General features: G+C 70.2%; 10 protein-coding genes and 3 pseudogenes. All 13 read right to left on the reverse strand.

Translation table 11 applies throughout. From position 1 onward, the window contains the following. Window positions 1-21 precede the first annotated feature (21 nt). On the reverse strand, window positions 22-1,164 hold the full coding sequence (locus AOZ49_RS05405; protein ID WP_054474544.1) for an alginate O-acetyltransferase AlgX-related protein: 1,143 nt from the start codon (window positions 1,162-1,164) through the stop codon (window positions 22-24). An 11-nt stretch (window positions 1,165-1,175) separates the two neighbouring features. Beyond that, window positions 1,176-2,585 carry an MBOAT family O-acyltransferase gene (locus tag AOZ49_RS05410; protein ID WP_054474545.1) on the reverse strand — a complete coding sequence of 470 codons (1,410 nt, stop codon included), beginning with the start codon at window positions 2,583-2,585 and terminating at the stop codon, window positions 1,176-1,178. 66 nt (window positions 2,586-2,651) lie between these two features. Continuing rightward, on the reverse strand, window positions 2,652-3,326 hold the full coding sequence (locus AOZ49_RS05415; RefSeq protein WP_054474546.1) for a cell division protein FtsQ: 675 nt from the start codon (window positions 3,324-3,326) through the stop codon (window positions 2,652-2,654). A 32-nt stretch (window positions 3,327-3,358) separates the two neighbouring features. Then, entirely contained in the window at window positions 3,359-4,021 is a 663-nt protein-coding gene (locus tag AOZ49_RS05420) for an SGNH/GDSL hydrolase family protein (RefSeq protein ID WP_082380331.1), read from the reverse strand. Between the two features lie 25 nt (window positions 4,022-4,046). Then, a complete protein-coding gene (locus AOZ49_RS33340) occupies window positions 4,047-6,470 on the reverse strand; it encodes a cellulose biosynthesis protein BcsC (RefSeq protein ID WP_369815772.1) in 2,424 nt (807 codons plus the stop codon). A gap of 15 nt (window positions 6,471-6,485) precedes the next feature. Beyond that, window positions 6,486-6,575 (reverse strand): annotated as a pseudogene (locus AOZ49_RS33935) (hypothetical protein); the annotation flags it as partial. A gap of 62 nt (window positions 6,576-6,637) precedes the next feature. Further along, window positions 6,638-7,885: pseudogene (locus AOZ49_RS33345) on the reverse strand (tetratricopeptide repeat protein); the annotation flags it as partial. Beyond that, entirely contained in the window at window positions 7,876-9,099 is a 1,224-nt protein-coding gene (gene bcsZ, locus AOZ49_RS05430) for a cellulose synthase complex periplasmic endoglucanase BcsZ (protein ID WP_054474548.1), read from the reverse strand. The pseudogene AOZ49_RS33345 and the gene bcsZ, both read right to left, overlap by 10 nt. Beyond that, complete coding sequence (bcsB, locus tag AOZ49_RS05435) at window positions 9,099-11,435, reverse strand: cellulose biosynthesis cyclic di-GMP-binding regulatory protein BcsB (RefSeq protein WP_054474549.1); 2,337 nt, start codon at window positions 11,433-11,435, stop codon at window positions 9,099-9,101. The genes bcsZ and bcsB (AOZ49_RS05435) overlap by 1 nt, the downstream gene beginning before the upstream one ends. A 2-nt stretch (window positions 11,436-11,437) precedes the next feature. After that, entirely contained in the window at window positions 11,438-13,654 is a 2,217-nt protein-coding gene (bcsB, locus tag AOZ49_RS05440) for a cellulose biosynthesis cyclic di-GMP-binding regulatory protein BcsB (RefSeq protein WP_231690249.1), read from the reverse strand. Window positions 13,655-13,773: 119 nt separating this feature from the next. Further along, the gene (gene bcsA, locus AOZ49_RS05445) at window positions 13,774-15,972 is read right to left on the reverse strand and encodes a UDP-forming cellulose synthase catalytic subunit (protein WP_054474551.1); all 2,199 of its coding nucleotides are present in this window, start codon (window positions 15,970-15,972) and stop codon (window positions 13,774-13,776) included. Next, complete coding sequence (gene bcsQ, locus AOZ49_RS05450; RefSeq protein ID WP_054474552.1) at window positions 15,969-16,748, reverse strand: cellulose biosynthesis protein BcsQ; 780 nt, start codon at window positions 16,746-16,748, stop codon at window positions 15,969-15,971. Before bcsQ ends, bcsA begins: the two co-directional genes overlap by 4 nt. Beyond that, window positions 16,745-16,988 (reverse strand): annotated as a pseudogene (locus AOZ49_RS32900) (DUF4440 domain-containing protein); the annotation flags it as partial. The gene bcsQ and the pseudogene AOZ49_RS32900, both read right to left, overlap by 4 nt.

The raw sequence follows: 16,988 nt of genomic DNA on the forward strand, positions 1-16,988 counted from the left end.
GCGGGCGGGACGCCGCGACGCTCAGAACCCCACGCGGTCCTCGGCGGCCAGGGGCGCGCCCAGGTCGCGTTCGTCCATCTCCCAGATCAGCAGACGCGGCGGACTCTGCTTCCACGCGGGACTCTTGAAGTACGCCTGCGCCGCGCCGCCGAACTTGCCGCCGTCGCGGGCGAAGTTGCCGACGGCCACGCCGAGATCCCGCGACAGCTGCGGCAGGAACTCCGAGGTGCGCGAGAACGAGGTGCCGACCAGCGCCAGCGACGGCAAGGCGCTGTCGCCGAACAGGTCATCGGCGTCGCCGGCCGAGGCGGCGGCTTCCGGCGTATACGTATGCAGCGCGACCACTTCGGCGCGCGGCTGCCAGGCCAGCGGCAGCCAATCGACGCCGGCCAGCCGCACCAGGTCGCCCGGCCGCGGCGCGGACGGCTGGGCGGAGACGCGCCAGCGCTGCGGCGCCTGCAGCGCAACACCGCTGGCGCGCACCTGCTCGGCGACGGCGCGCGCCGCCGCGCCGGCGCCGGCCTCGGTCCAGTGCGAGTCGTTGCGGTAGTAGGCGTCCTGCGGCACGCCACGCAGCGCTGCGCTCAGGTCGACCGTCGCCACGCCCTGCGCGCGCAGCACGCCGACCCAGCTCGACAGCCGGTCCTCGAAGCCCGCCGACCGGTGCAGTCCGCACAGGCGCGCGGACTCGATGCGGCTCTTGTCCGGCACCACGGCCACCAGCAGCTGGATGCCGCGAGCCGCCAGCGCGTCGCGCAGCGACACCACGATGCGGGCGCGCTCGGCCTGGTTCTCGCGCGCGCCGGGATGGGGCTGCAATTCGTCGCCCAGGAACAGCCAGCCATCGCACCCCTGCCGCACCCGCGCGCCCAGGTCGCCGAGCGTCAGCCAGCCCAGGCCGCGCTGCAGGCGCGCGGCCTCGCTACTGAATGTCATGTCGGCCAGCCGCAACGACAGGTCGTGCGTGACGCCACCATCGAGCACCCGCGGCAGCGAAGTGTCGTCCGGCAGCACGTCGTGGTTCACGCTCCACCAGATGTTGCTGAGCATGGCGCCGGCCATGAAGAGCACCAGCGCCACGCCAGCCAGCTGGCTGGCGCGGCGGTTGGCCACGGAGGCATGGGCAATGGGCGGCGGGGCCGGGGTATCGTGATGGACGCTCATCGTCTCCGGCCTCAGAACTGGAAGTAGAGGAAAGGCACGGCGCCGCGCGCCGCGATCAGCGCGTAGGCCAGCAGGAAGCCGGCCACCGGCCACACCGCGCTCCAGGCCGTGCGCAACATGCCCGCCGGCCGCATCGACCACCACGGCTGCCAGGCGGGCAGGATGACGCACACAATGCCCAGCGCCGCGGCCAGCCAGTGGGTCGGCCGCAGCACGTACAACATCGAATCGCCCAGGCCGATGCCGTTCAGGCCGAACTGGCCGCGATACATGGCCAGCGCGGCATGGAAGTCGACCGCGCGGAAGATGGTCCAGGCCAGCATCACGAACAACAGCGTGGCGATGCGCGACAGCCAGCCCGGCAGCGCCGGCAGGCCATTGCCGCTCCAGGCGCGCGCCACGGCCAGCGCGGCGCCGTGCGCCAGGCCCCACAGCAGGAAGTTCCAGCTCTCGCCGCCGTGCCAGAGACCGGCGATGCCCATGGTCAGCAGCAGGTTGCGGTAGGTCTTCCACACGCCCAGGCGATTGCCGCCCATGGGGATGTACAGGTAGTCGCGGATCCAGCTCGACAGCGACAGGTGCCAGCGCCGCCAGAAGTCCTGGATGCTGCGCGCCAGGTACGGATTGTTGAAGTTCTCCGGCAGGTGAAAACCCATCATCAGGCCCAGGCCGATGGCCATCGCGCTATAGCCGGCGAAGTCGAAGAACAGCTGCAGGGTGTAGGCGCCGCAGCCGATCCAGGCGTCGGCCAGCGATGGCGTGCGCAGCGCGAAGGCGGCGTCGACCACGGGCGCCAGCGTGTCGGCCACCAGCACCTTCATGCTCATGCCGATCATGAAGCGCCGCACCCCCAGGCAGAAATTGCGCCAATCCATGGTGCGATGGGCGATCTCTTTCTCGACCCAGGCCCAGCGGATGATGGGGCCGGCGATCAGTTGGCCGAACATGGCCTTGTAGGCGGCGAAGTCGATGAAGTTGCGCTCGGCGCGCACGTCCTGGCGATAGACGTCGACCAGGTACGAGATGGCCTGCAGCACGAAGAACGACAGGCCCGCCGGCAGCGCCACCCTTTCCCAGGCCAGCGGCACGGCGCCCGCCATGGCGGCGATGTCGTTGAACGTCGTCACCAGGATGTTGGCGTACTTGTACCAGCACAGCGCCGCCACATTGGCCGTCAGCAGCAGGGTCAGCAGCACCTTGCGGCGATGGCCGGCGCGCAGCTGCTCCAGCATCAGGCCGCCGGCCCACGCCACGACAGTCACCGCGACCAGCAGCAACAGGTAGATGGGCTTGAGCCAGCTGTAGAAGATCCAGCTGCCGACCAGCAGCACGAAGTTGCGCGCGCGTTGCGGCGTCAGGGCGTAGACGACGAGAAACAGCGGCAGGAACAGCGTCAGGAATTCGAGGGACGCGAAGACCATGGCGGAGGGTGGCCGGAGATATTGTTATCGAAGCGGGGGCCGCGCCCCCGCCGGTCATGGGCCGGATCAGCGGGCCGTCTGGTCCGCCGCGTGCAGCAGGCGCGAACCCTGCGCCGACGGCAGCAGGAACACGGTATGGCGCTCGCCGGCCTGCAACGCGCCCAGATCCAGCTCCTGCCCCGCGGGCTGGCCGCCGCAGCTGGCGCGCACCCTCAAGGACACGGGATTGACCAGGCGCCGGGCGACCGCGCCATCGGCCACGTGCTCGAACATCGCCAGGTTGCGCGGCACGGCCAGCAGGCCGGCGTCGGCGCATGACGGATCGAGGTTGTAGAAACCCACCGAGACCTTGAGCGCGTTGAAGTCCTCGGGCTGCTCGCGCACGATGCGCGCCTGCAGGCCGTCCTTGCCGGGCAGGCCGACCACCGAGGCGAATTCGCCGGGCTGCACCGAGATGTCCACCTCCTGCTTGCGGCCGCCGCTTTCGAGCAGGCCCTGCATCTTCGCGCCCGCCTTGACCGGCATGAAATCCGACGCGGGATGGGCGGCGTCGAGCTGGATGCGCGCCTGCGATCCCTTGGCGCTCACCGCCATCGGCTCGGCGCCGGCGTTGACGAAGCGCACGAACGACGCGTCTTCGGCCGGGCCGGTTTCATAGAGCTGGATCTGCGCCGCGCCGGCAACGCCGGCGGCCAGGGCGAACGACAGGGCGGCCAGGCCGCGCGACAGGAGGATGCTCATCCGTTGTCCTTTGGTAGCGGGGATCGCGCGCGTCATTTCTTCTGCAGCGCCTTGACCTGCGGCAGATCGCCCAATTGCTTGGCAATGGCATCGCCCCAGGCCTTGTAGCCGGTGTTGGTGTAGTGCTGGCCGTCGGTGGTGGGCCACTGGCCGGGCGTCGAGAACTGGGTCGAATCGATGTACGCGCAGGGCGCCACGTTGCTGCCCAGGAAGGCCGACACCTGTTTGACCCGCGCGAAATTCTTGTTGTACTTGCCGCCCTCGGTGCCCCAGCTGGGACCGATCCAGACGCAGGCCGTGCCGGTGCCCGAGATGGCCTTGGTCAGCGCGGTCGTCTGCTGCCAGGCCCAGGTCTTGGGAAAGGACGGATTGGTGTAGCCGGCCATGGTGTCGCCCAGCACGATCACCACCAGGTTGGGCTTCTTGGCCGCGATCAGGTCGGTCACCGGCGTGGTGCTGGCGTCCTTGCCCTTGAGCACGATCTGGCCGCCGTTGAGGCGCTCGGCGCCGCCGCAGGTGCTGGGCGTGGTCTTGAGCCAGTCGCCGGCATTGCTGCCGCACACGCCGATGGTCTGCACCACCGCGCCCTGCTTGACCAGGTCGTCCTGCAGGGTCGTGATCAGGTAGCCCGGCGCGGCCAAATGGCTGTCGCCGATCAGCAGGATGCTCATTCCGGCAAAAAGAGAGGTCAGCATGGCAATACTCCTTGATGAAACGTCCCTAGCGGGCGTACGGCGACTGATAGGGATTGACCGGCAGGTCCAGCGGGCGCGTCTGCGGATAGAACGCGTAGCGCAGATAGAGCCCGCCCACGTACTGGCGATAGTCGGTGGCGTTGTCCATGGCCATGGTGCCGCCCAGGAACAGATTGGGCGACAGCTGGTACTCGCCCGCGGCCGCGAGGTTGTAGCCCACGCCGGTGCGCGACTGCCCCTCGTAGGTCGCCGAGGTGCCGTAGACGGAGCGGTTCACCGCGTTGGCCGCCGCCTGCATGCCGCCGTTGGTCGGGAAATAGTCGGCGCCGTCTTCCTTGAAATGACGCAGGCCGACCGAGCCTTGCAGCTTGTAGGTGAAGCGGCCGTCACGCTGCGCCCAGGTCACCGGCACGCTCAGCGCGTAGAACTGCTGCGGGCTGAAATAGCCGCCGTTGCCGTAGGTGAAGAAGCGCTGATTGTTGTCGTAGAAGATGGCGCCCAGGTTCAGGCCGGCCGTCAGCATGCGGTTGGTGTCGCGCGTCAGGTTCCAGTAGATGCCGGTGCCGACCTCGGTGCGGCTGTTGGACTCGACATTGTGGCCGTCCAGGCTGCGCCACGAGCCGTAGGCATAGACGCCATAGTCCTTGTTGTCCATGCCGATCTGGCCGCCCACGCCGGTGGCCGTGACCGCGCCCCAGCGCTGGCCGGTGCGATCGTCGCGCGCGCCGGCGAACGACACCAGGCTGTCGGTCACCGCGCGGCGCGACAGGTCCACGCTGTACCAGGTGCCCGCGCTGCGGTCGATGGGGCCGTTCAGGCGCACGCCGCCGACCACGTTGGAATACTCGAAGCCCAGCGGCGTGGTGCCGATGTCGGCGCTCAGGCCCTGCATGGTGTAGCCGACCGACAGGCCCACGCCCGAGTCGCGCTGCTTGCCGGCTCCGCCCACCAATCCGGCCTGCTGTGCCGCGGCCGCCACCGGACCGCCGCCAAAGCGGCTGTTGCTGGCGTAGTCGTCGCCCAGGCGGCCGGCGTCCAAGGTGACCGGCGTGGCGCGCAGCGAGATCTTGCCGTCGCCGGCCGGGATCAGCGCCTCGATGGGCGCGTCGATCTCGGTCATCTTGCTCATGCCGGCCTCGCCGTTGTTGGAACGGACGAAGCCGCCGACGCGGACCTCGGCGCTACGCTCCTGCATGACCTCGTCCAGTTCCCGCTGCAGGGAGGGCGACGCCGCGCCGCTGCCGCCGCCATAGGCCGCGGGCGGGTTGGCGGCCGCGCGCGAGTCCTGCGCGCCGGCGATGACATACGGTTCCTGGCGCGACGCCGCGGGCGCGCCGTCATAGCTCGCGCCGTAACCCGCGGCATAGCCCGTGCCGTAGCCGGCGCCATAGGCGGGGGCCTGCGGGTCGTTGAGGGCCTCTCCCATGACCTGCGTCACGCGGGTGGACCGCGAACGCTGGCCCGGCAGGCCGACGAAGGGGTTGCCGTCGGCATAGTTGGCGGGCGCCGCGCCGCTGGCCACCATGGTGCCGCCGCCGCGCGCCTGCTGGGCGGCGATGGCCTGCTGGTACAACTCGGCGGCGCGCCCGGTCTTGCCGCGCGAGCGGTAGATGCGCGCCGCGCCGGCCAGCACATCGGGATCGTTCGGCGCCAGCGCCAGCGCCTTGTCCATCGAGGCTTCGGCCGAGCGCCAGTCATCGGCCTCGGCGGCGATGCCGGCCACGGCGATCTGCAATTGCGCATTGTCGGGATCGCGCGCCTGCAGGCCACGGTAGATGGCCAGAGCCTTGTCGCGGTCGCCGGCGGCGACGTACATGCGCGCCAGCGCGCCCTGGGCCAGGGGATCGTCCGGCCGGCGCTTGAGCACCGGCTGCAGGATGTCGTAGGCCGCCACCAGGTCGCCGCGCTGGCGCATGGCTTCGGCCTGGCGCACGGTGTACAGGCTGACCAAGTCCTGGAAGCTGCGGTGCTGGTCGGCGTCCATGGGCTGCTTCTGCACCTGGCGCAACACGGCCGCGGTGCCCGCGTCATCGCCGCTCTTGAGCAGCACGCTGGCGTACGGGATCAACACATCCGGGCCGGCCGGCCGGCTTCCATCCACCAGCGGCCGCATCACGGCGAGCGCCTGCGGCGTATCGCCCGCGTCGATATAGGCCTGGGCGATGGCGCCAAGCAACTCGGGATCGTTGCCCGCCGCGGCCTGCAGGCCGGCCAGGCGCTGGCGCGCCTGCGCCACGTCGCCCGACTGCGCCAGGCGCGCGGCCTGGGCCGCCTGCTCGTGCACCCACACGTTGCGCTGGAAGCGCGTGATTTCCGGGGTGCGGCGGTTCTCGGGAATGCGCGCCAGGGTGTCGTAGGCGCGGCCCCATTCGCCGCGCTCGGACGCGAACAGCGCGCTGGCGTGCAGCGCGTCGGCCGAGTCCGGCTGCGCGCGCAGCGTTTCATCCATGATCTGTTGCGCGCGGACCGACTCGCCGCCGCGCAAGAGCAGCCGCGCCAGCTCGTAGGCGGTCCAGGGATTGCGCGGGTCGGTCCTGCGCGCGTCTTCCAGCATGCGGCGCGGCCGGTCTGGGCCAGCACGTCGGCCAGGCCGCGAACCGCCTCGGGATCATTCTTGTGCCGGGCCAGCACGTAGCGATAGGTCTTCTCGGCGTTGGCCATGTCGCCGGCGCTGGCATAGGCCCGGCCAATGGCGTTGTAGGCGCCGGTGGCGTTGCCGTCCAGGCGGATGGCCTGTTCCAGCAGCTTGCGCGCGCCGTCGGCATCGCCGCGCTGGCGCGCCGCCTCGGCCTGGTCCAGCAGGTTCCAGTAGCGCACGCCGGCCAGGGCGCGGGTCCAGTTGCGGCCGGCGCCCGGACGGGCCGCGGCGCGCGACAGCAGTTCCTGGGCCTCGGCGTTGCGGTCCTGCTGCATGCGCACCAGTCCCAGGCCGCCCAGCGCGTCCGGATCGTTGGGGGTGGCGCGCAGCTTTTCCTGGAACGCGGCTTCGGCCGCGGCCAGGTCGCCGTTCTTCAGCGCCGCGAAGCCGCGCGCCAGGCGCGCATCCTGGCGCCAGACCGGCGCCGGCGCGCCGCGCCTGGCCGACGGGTTGTCGAGCACCGCGCGCACTTCCTTGTCGTCCGGATGCGCCGCCAGATAGGCCTCGAACAGCGGCTTCTCGCTGGCGTTCGGCGCGCCGAGCCAGATCAGCCCGGCGCGCCAGCTTTCGGTGGCGTCGGCGCCGACGTCCTTGCGTTGCGACAGCTGCGCCAGCATGCGCACGCCGTCGGCGCGCCGGTCTTCGTCGCGGATCAGGTGTTTGGCCAGGGCCAGCTGGACATTCGGATTGCCGGGCATCTCGCGCGAGAGCCGCTGCAGGCCGGTGATGGCGCGCGACAGGCCCTTGTCGGAATAGCCGAGGAAGCTGTAGTACTCGAGCGCGATCTCGCCCTGCGGCTCGCGCCCCTGCAAGGCCTGGTCGTAGGCCTGCATCGCCTTGTCGATCTCGCCCGAGGCCGCCAGCATGCGGGCGCGGTCCAGGTCGGCCGCGGCGGCGCCGCCGGCCAGGCCGATATCCTGCTGCAGGCGCTTGGTGAAGGTGCCGTTGGCGTTGAGCTGCTTGAGCCGGGTCAGGTAGCCCTGGGCGTCGTCCAGGCGCTTCTCGCGCACCGCCGCCAGCCCCAGGCCGTACATCGCCTCCTGCTGCGACGGATCGGACAGCAGCAGTTTCTCCCAGGCCTGCGCGGCGCGCTTGGCGTCGCCCTGGTTCTGCCAGTAGCGTCCCTGCTCCAGCAGCGAAGCGGTGGCGGCCGGTTGCGCCCAGCCACTCTGGTGCATCAGGGCGGCCAGAACGCCGATGGCCAGCTTGTGGCGGTTCAAGGACATTTCTTCTCCCACTCCAATGACACGCGGCCGGTGGCTCCGAACCGGTAACGCTGCTCGAACCAGCCCATTCCGAACAGGCTGAGTACGTAATCGTAATAAGGTGGCTGCTGAACCGCCAGCCGGGCGGGACTCTGGCTGGCGGCCCAGGCGTCGCGCACGCGCCGCAACTGGCCCTGCAGCAGGTCATTCTGCCCGCGCGCCTGGAAGTACGGCAACAGGGCGGCCGAGAAGCCGAACGGCCCCTGGCCCTGCGCCTGGCCGCTGTCCACGTCCACCGACTCGGGCGGCGCGCCCGTGGCCGCGACCGCGGTGGCCATGCCCGACAGCGCCGCCAGCAACGGCCGGGCGGCGGGATCGGCGGCCGGCGTCATGCCGGCCCACAGATAGGTGCGGATCGCATCGTAGCTGCCCTTGGCGCCATGCACCGGGTCATTCTCGTACCGGCCCAGGGCCCCGCCCTCGCGCGACACGTCGCGGTAGGCCACCCAGTCGGCCGCGTAGCCCTTGGGCGTGGTCGCCTGGATCACCCGCACCGTATTGTTCGCCACCTGGGTCCACGGCCCCTTCGCCGAAGCCTGCGCCAGCCGCCGCAGCACGGGAACCGGCAGGTAGCTCGGATTCAGGCGCCATAGATCAGGCTGCGCGAAGCCCTCGGGCGCCGGCAACAGCATGCTGCCCAGGCCCGGCAATTGGGCCACTTCGCGCCCCTCGATCAAGGCCAGCAACGCCTGCGCGTCGCGGGTGTAGGCCGGCTGGCGCCAGAGCCTGCCGGCCTCGAGCAGGGCGTAGGCGAACCACAGGTCGGCATCCGAGGCGGCATTGCTGTCCAGCACGCCCCAGGCGCCGTCGTCGCGCTGGCCCCAGGACCAGGCCGGCAGGCGCTGCGCGGTGTCGCCGCCCGCCAGGTTGGCGACGCTCCAGCGCCACAGCCGCTCGAAGGTCTCGCGGTCATTGGCGACCAGGGCGAAGAACATGGCGTACGACTGCCCTTCCGAGGTGCTCATCTTGCGCGGCGTGCTGGCATCCACCACCCGCCCGTCGGGCTGGACGAAGTGCCTGACGAAGGCCGACCACTCCGGCCAGGCCACCGCCGTGCAGGCCGGCGCGGCCCGCGCCGCGCCCGACGCCGCCACGGCCAGGCCGAGCGCCAGCAGCGCCCGCCCGGCACGCTGGTGCCAGGCGAAGCGGCTGCGGGCGGGCCGGGCCGGATGCATCAGGCTTCCTTCTTGCGCAGGCGGCGCAGCAAGGCGCGCAGCACGGCCAGCGCCACGGCGATGCCGACCAGCCAGACCAGCGCCATCACCACCAGGCGCAGCAGGGTGTAGCCCGGCCACTGCGACGACACCCACCAGTCGATGCGCTTGAGCAGCGGCAGCTGGCCCAGCGTGTAGGTCTGGTCGCCGACCAGCGCGTCGATCTGCTTGCCGCGGATCACGGACAGGCTGCCTTGCACGCTCTTGTCGTAGCCCTCGCCGCCACGCAGCGCGGCCACGGCCGCGTCCAGCCCGTCGGGCTTGCTGCTGGCCAACAGCACCACGCTGCGCTTGGCGGCCAGCGGCGATTCGAAGCCGGCCACGATCGCGCTGACGCCTTCACTGGTGTAGCTCATGGCCACGCGCGGCTCGCGGCGATCGAGGCGCGGATCGGTGTGGAACCAGTCGGTCACGCGGTAGATCAGGTCCGACAGGCCGAAGTGCGCGCCCGACTCGTAGCTGCCCGGAATGTGCGGAGCCCAGGTCTTGAGCAACGGATTGGCGGTGTCGCCCGCGATCACCAGCAGATCCTTGCCGGCCTGCGCGCTGGCCTGCTGCGCCCGCGTCACGGTCACGCCGGTGGCCGGATAGCCCGTGGCGTCGCCCAGGCGGCCCAGCACGTTCAGGTAGGCCGAATAGGCCGCCGCATTGGCGCGGTCATCCAGCACCACGGCCGTTTCCGACAGGTCGGCCAGGCGGGTGAAGGGGAAGCCCGCCTGCGCGAACGCGCGCAGGTCCGGCATTTCGATGAAATGCGGATAGCCCGACAGGTCGATGGTCGACTCGGGTTCGATCATGCCGCGCACGTTGTCGATGATGATGTCGCGGCACTCGCCCTGCTTGACGTAGTCGTACATGTAGCGAAACTGCAGCTGGCCGTCCGACTTCAGCAGGTCCAGCGGCACGTCCAGCTGGGCGCGCATCGGCAGGCTTTCGTCGGGCAGCACCTCGGCGCGCAGCTTGTCGCCGCCCTCGATGCGCTCCAGCGCGAACAGCGGCATCGACTTGACGAACTCGCCGTTGACGCCGAACAGCAGCGAGGAGTTGAGCGACGTCGGCTGCGGCGTGTAGCGATAGCGCAGGTCGATCGGCACCTTCTTTTCCTGCCAGCCGAACAGGTCGGGCGGCACGCGCACGTCGATGCGGATGGTGTCCGGGCTGAAGCCCGACACGTTCAGGCGCTTGGGATCGATCAGGTCGCCGAAACGCACCGGACGATCGGTGCGCAGCCAGCGCGGCGCGTCGTACGGCTGGCGCGGCTTGACGTCCGCCAGGCGCGTGATGGCGGCCGACTGGCCGGCCAACGTCTGGCTGCCAAGCGCCAGCGCGGCGGCGGCCTGCTTGAGGTCCTTGCCGTCGCGGCCCAGCACCAGCAGCAGCTTGCCGTCGGGATCGTTGGGGTTGGTGATGACGGCCAGGGTCGGGCCGTTGACGGTGGCCTGGGTCAGTCCGGCGGTGGCCGCGCCCATCGCGAACACCACGGCATTGCCGCGGCTGGGCAGCTGCGCCACCGAGGCCGGGAAATCCGAGCCGCGATAGCCCGCCAGCCCGCCGAACCACGAGGACAGCGCGCCCGCGGCTTCCAGCGTGGTGTTGTCCGGCTCGGCCTGGAACACGAACGGCAGCACCAGCTTGCGCATGTCGCGGCGGTCGAAGAACGGCAGCGGCAGGTTGGCCAGCTCGTTGGGCAGCGGCAGCGCCGCGGTCGCCAGGTCCAGCGTGCTCAGGTTGCTGATGTTGGCCCACAGGCTGGAATGCAGCGGGTCTTCGCAGTTCAGCGTGTAGTGGCCGATCAGCTGCAGGCGCAGGTCGTTGTAGGGCGTGATCAGGTACGGCGGGATCTCGATGGTCTGCCGCAGATTGCTGCCGGCCGTCTCGCGCGGCACGGCAATGGTGGCGGCCACCTCGTCGTTGACCAGCACGTTGATATGCGACAGGTCGGACAGCAGCGCCGGCGAATAGGCATAGCGCAGGTCGACCCGCGCGCCGGTCACCACGCGATCGTTGCGCACGCTGAAGTTCAGCGTGTTGCTGCCGTCCACGCCGCGCAGATTGAGCGGATACTGCGCGCCGAGCTGCTTGAAGGTGTAGGTCTGGTCGGCCACGAACGGCGCTGGCGCCGGCGCCGGCGTGGCGGCCGGCACGGTGCCCGGCGCTTCGGCCGCGCTGGCCAGCAGCGAGCAGCCGGCCAGCAAGGCCAGCGACAGGCGGCCCAGCGCATGGCCGCGGCGGCGCGGCGAGCGGGACGGCGCCGCTTGCGCGACCGGCGGTTGGGTCGAACGGATTTTCTTATGCATGATCACGATCCCAGGCGGCGCTGAGCGCGGGCGCGCAGCGACAGGTAGAGCAACACGGCGATGACTAGCGCGCTCAGGAGCAACGCCCCCACGAGCGTGAGCGGATGGCGCGCGAAGAACCACTGCAGGCCCAGCCAGGTCGGCAACGAACCCACGTAATAGTTCTGCTCATCCTGCAGGGTGTAGGCCTGCTTGCCGCTGATCACCGTCAGGCTGCCGCCGATGCGGTCCTGCGGGTTGTCGGCCTTGCTCTCGGTATCGCGGCTGGTCAGCAGCGCCTGCACGGCGCTGGCCAGGCCATCGGCGCTGGTGCCCGACACCACGACGGCGCTGCGGCCCGACTGCAGCGGCGATTGCAGGCCGGCCAGCGTGGCCGAGACGCCGCCGCTGGAGAAGGCCAGTTCGATGTCGGCCTGGCGCTTGCGGTCGCGCGGATCGTTGCCGAACCAGGACGCGACGCCATCGACCCAGCCCGACAGGCTGAAACGGCGCTCCTTGCCATTGAAGCCGCTCGGCAGCGCGTCGCCCCACTGCGCCAGCAGCGGCTGGTTGTCGCCGGAGGCCAGCACCAGCAGATCCTTGTCGCGCTGCGCCGCGGCCTGCGCGCCCTGGGTGACGGTGACGCCGGTGGCCGGATAGCCGGTCGCCTGGCCCATCACGCCCAGCAAGGTCAGGTAGGCCGAGAAGTCCGACACGCCCGCGCCCTCGGGCATGACGACCGCGGTTTCCGACAGGTCGGCCATGCGCGTGAACGGGAAGCCGGCGTCGGCGAACAACGACAGGTCCGGCATGGCGGCGTACTTGGGCAGCCCGGAGATGTCGATGGTCGAGCCCGGATCGATCGCGCTGCGCACGTTGTCCAGGATGCTGTTCTGGCACTCGCCCAGCTTGGCGTATTCGTAGACGTAGTTGAACTGCAGCGCCGTCTGCGGCGGCAGCAGATAGGTCGGCACCATCACCCGCGCCTTGCCTTCCGAGGCCGGCATGCCGGTCAGGCGGTTGTAGATGCCCGGGCCTTCGTGCAGCGCGAAACTGCGGATCAACTGGTTGCCGGCCATCATCTCCATCACCGACTGCTTGGCGCCGGGACGCGGCGAATAGCGGTAGATCAGGTTCACCGGCACGCCATCGCTATGCCAGCCGAACAGGCCCGGCGGCACGCGCAGGTTGACCTGCACGGGCGGCGGCCGATGGCCCGAGACGTTCAGGTCGCGGGTCGGCACCAGCTCGCCAAACGCCACCGGCCGGTCGCTGCGCAGCCAGTTGGGCGCGTCGAACGGCTTGCGCGGCCGCGGCGTCTCCAGGCGCGTGATGCGTGCCTGCGGGCCGGACAGCGCTTCGCTGCCGAGCGCCAGCGCGGCGGCGGCCTGCTTCAGTTCCTTGGCGTCGCGCCCCATCACCAGCAGCAGCTTGCCGTGCGGGTCGCGCGGATTGGTCTGCATCGCCACCGACGGCCCCTCGATCGTCGGCGTCTGCAGTCCGGCGACCGTGTCGCCCGGCTGCAGCAGCACGACCGCGTTGCCGGTGGCCGGCAGGTCCTGCAGGCTGGCGTCGAACTTGGCGCCGCGGTAGCCCGCCAGCGCGCCGAACCACGAGGCCAGGACGCCCGCGCTCTCCAGCCGCGCCGCATCCGGACTGCGGCCCAGCACGATCGGCAGCGCCAGCTGGCGGACGTCGCGGCTGTCGAAGAACGGCACCGGCAGCAGCGCCAGGTCGTTGGGCAGGTCGACCGGCATCACGGTCAGCTCCAGCGTGCTGCGGCCGGCCACGTCGGCCCACAGGCTGGAATGCACCGGGTCTTCGCAACCCAGCGTGTAGTGGCCGATCAGCTGCACATCGAGCCGGTTGTAGTCGGCCAGCGCCGGCACCGGCAGCTCGACCGTCTGGCGGGTCGGCGTGGCCGCGGCTTCCTTGGGCAACGCCACGCTGCCCGCCACTTCGCCGTTGAGCAGCACCTTCAGGTGCGACAGGTCGGGCAGCAGCGCGGGCGAATAGCTGTAATCCAGGTTGACGCGCGCGCCGATGACCTGCTGGTCGCGGCGCGCGCTGAAGCCCAGTCCGTTGATGCCGTCCACGCCGCGCAACGGCAGCGCGCTCTGGCCGCTCAGGCGCGACAGCGGCACGGAGTAGGTCCGCGCGCCCGGCGGCAGGGCCGGCGCGGGCGCCGCCGTGGCCGCGGCGGCGGGATCGGCGGCGACGGGCTCGGCCAGGGCCGGCATGGCCGCCCCCAAGGCCAGCAACGCCGATAGCAGCGCCCGCCGCAGGACGGGCTGCGCGGGGGACGGGCAAGGCCGGGGCGGCCAAGCATCAAGCCTGGGAATCATCGCTCTGTCGTCCTCTAGTTTTTGGTGGACACGGACGTGGGACGGCGCACGGCCGCAAGGCTGCGATCGCGCAACTGGCGCAGCAGCAACGAAAAACCGCGGACGCCGATGCTCGAGATCTGTCTCAACGCGACCCACGGCGAGTCGGGCGCGTTGTTGCCCCAGGTGCTGGCCCAGGTATCGGCGCGGCCAAAGGTCATCTGCGCCAGGTCGCGTTCCTGCTCCAGCGTCAGCGACTGGAAGCTGATCCCCAGGCGGTCGCCGCGGCTGAACGTGACCAGCGCCGGGAACATCGCTTCCTCGTCATTGCGGAACAGCGACACGCTCAGCGACATGCCATTGGGCACCAGCACGCCGGGCGGCAGCACCAGGCCCAGGCCGCCCTGCGAGTAATCGCTGGTGCGGCAGGCGACGGTGCGGCCATCCGGCAGCAGCAGCATGGCCGCCAGCGAAATCGCCACGCGCGGCGTGTTGCGCAGTTGCCGGACCTCGCCGGCCACGGCCACGCTGGCGCTGGTCATGACGATGTTGTAGACGGTCCAGATCAGGTTCAGCACGATGGTCAGGCGCGCATCCACGCCCCCGTACCCCGTGACCAGGCTGATCACGCCGACGATGAAGCCGGCCAGGTTCAGCCCCAGCAGCACCACGTAGGGCCGCGCCAGCGTCCAGTCGAAATACGATTCGCGGATGATGCCGCCCTTGGCCGTCACGTTGAACAGCGCGGTCTTGGGACTGATCAGCGTCACCAGCGCCGGGCGCATGATGTACCAGGCCAGCACCGATTCGTAGACCTCGTTCCAGAACGAGTGGCGGAACCGCCCCTGGATGCGCGAGCCGGTCAGGTTGGACAGGACGATGTGCGGCAGGGCATAGGCCGCCACCATGATGGCCGAGGCCTGGAACACGTTGGCATGGAAGAACAGGTAGGCCAGCGGCGCCGTCAGGAACACCACCCGCGGCAGGCCGAAGAAGAAGTGCAGCATCGCGCTCAGGTAGCACAGCCGCTGCCCGATCTTCAGGCCCTTGCCCAGCAGGGGATTGTTGGTGCGGATGATCTGCGCCATGCCACGCGCCCAGCGCGTGCGCTGGCCGATGTGGCGCGACAGGTTCTCGGTCGCCAGGCCCGCGGCCTGCGGCACCGCCAGATAGGCGGTGTTGAAGCCCAGCCGGTTCATCTTCAGGGCGGTCAGCGCGTCCTCGGTCACGCTCTCGACCGCCACGCCGCCGACGGCGTCCAGCGACGAGCGGCGCATCACGGCGCACGAACCGCAGAAGAACGTGGCGTTCCACAGATCGTTGCCGTCCTGGATCACGCCGTAGAACAGTTCGCCTTCATTGGGCACGTTGCGGAAGGTGCCCAGGTTGCGCTCGAAGGGATCGGGCGAGAAGAACACGTGCGGCGTCTGCAGCAGCGCCAGCCGCTTGTCCTTGAGGAACCAGCCCATGCAGATCTGCAGGAACGAGCGCACCGTGACGTGGTCGCAGTCGAACACCGCGATGAATTCGCCGTCGGTCTTGGTCAGCGCGGCGTTGATGTTGCCGGCCTTGGCGTGCTTGTTGTCCGGGCGCGTCAGGTAGCCGACACCCGCCTGCTCGCTGAACTCGCGGAACTCCTGACGGCGGCCGTCATCGAGCACGTAGACGCGCAGCTTGTCCGCCGGCCAGTCCAGCGACTGCGCCGCCAGCACCGACTGACGCACCACGTCCAGCGGCTCGTTGTAGGTGGGAATGTAGACATCCACGGTCGGCCAGAGGGAGCGATCGACCGGCAACGGCGTGGGCTTGCGCCGCAGCGGCCAGGCCGTCTGGAAATAGCTCAGCAGCATGACCGTCAGGGCGTAGATTTCCGCCAGCAGCAGCCCGTAGCCGAAGAACGCGTCCACCACGTTGTGAAAACCGATGGTGTCGGTGATACGCCAATACATATAGCGCAACGACGTGATGACCGACAGCATCACCAGCGTCAGCGTCGCCAGCCGTCCGCCCACGCGGTGCAGCAGCAGCGCCACGATCACACAGAACGCCGCGAACATCATCTGTTGCAGCAGGCCCATCTCGACCGCCACCGCCAGCACCGACAGCACGCCGGCCAGCACCAGCGACAACACCCGGACCCAGCCCATCTTCCAGATGCGCCAGGACAACAGGCTGTTGCCCAGGCGCGAGAGACGCGGATTGTGCGCCGCGGTCTCGTTGGTCACCGACTTCATGGCTGGTCCTCCCGGGGCTCGCGCAGTTGCCGCAGCAGCCATTGCGCACTGATGCCGATGTCATTGCTGGCCTGGCTGTGCGGCGCGTGGTCGATCACGGTGGCGCCGAAGGCCAGCGCCTCGCTGACCGTGGCGTCGCGGTGGATCACGCCGGCCAGGCGGTCGGCCAGGATGCCGCGCATCACCTGCAGGGTGTCCTTGGCCAGCGCGGCGGCGCTGTCGGCCTGGTTGACCACGAAGGCATGGCCCAGGAATTCCGGGCGCCCTTCGCAGTACTGCGCGATCAGGTTCTCGACCTGCGGCAGCGTGGCGTACGAAGCGGCGTCCGGCAGCGTCACCACCAGCACCAGGTCGGCGCAGCGCAACGCCTGGCTGAGATAGATCGACGGTCCCGGCGGCGTGTCCACCAGCACCACGGTATCGGGTTCGAGATCGAGCGCCCGCAGGTGGTTCGCCAACCAGGCGTCGTCCTGGCGCATCTGCTGCTCCAGCGCCAGGCGGTCCGCTTCATTGATCTGGCCGAACGGCAACAGATAGGGGCCGGCGTCGCCCCGCACCACCGTTTCGCGCCAGGGGATGTCCGCCAGGCTGGCGCGCGCCAGTCCAGCCTCGGCGGCCTGCGATTCGGCGCCCAGGTGAAAACGCAACGCGTTCTGCGGATCCAGGTCCACCAGCAGGGCGGGATGGCCGGCCCGGCTCAGGGCCAGGCCCAGCGTGGCGGCTATCGTGGTCTTTCCTACCCCGCCCTTGGCGGAAACAATCGCGATGGTTTTCATTTTTTCGCCGCTTTCGAAGATGGCGGATCCTGGGTCGCGTCCGCGCGGGCCGTCCGCGCCAGGCGCGCGAAGACGCCTTGCAACGGCGTCGCCGCGCTGGCGGGCGCGGGCTCGGGGGCAATCGCCGCCGGCCGCTCGGGGGCAATCGCCGCCGGCCGCTCGGGCGCGAGGGTGGGTTCGATGAGGACTTTCGGCGCGGGACGCGCGGGCGGCTCGGCGGCGACCGGCGCGCGAGGCGCG

It is taken from the genome of Achromobacter sp. 2789STDY5608615 (genome assembly GCF_001298995.1).
In the GTDB taxonomy this organism is placed as follows: domain Bacteria; phylum Pseudomonadota; class Gammaproteobacteria; order Burkholderiales; family Burkholderiaceae_B; genus Achromobacter; species Achromobacter insuavis.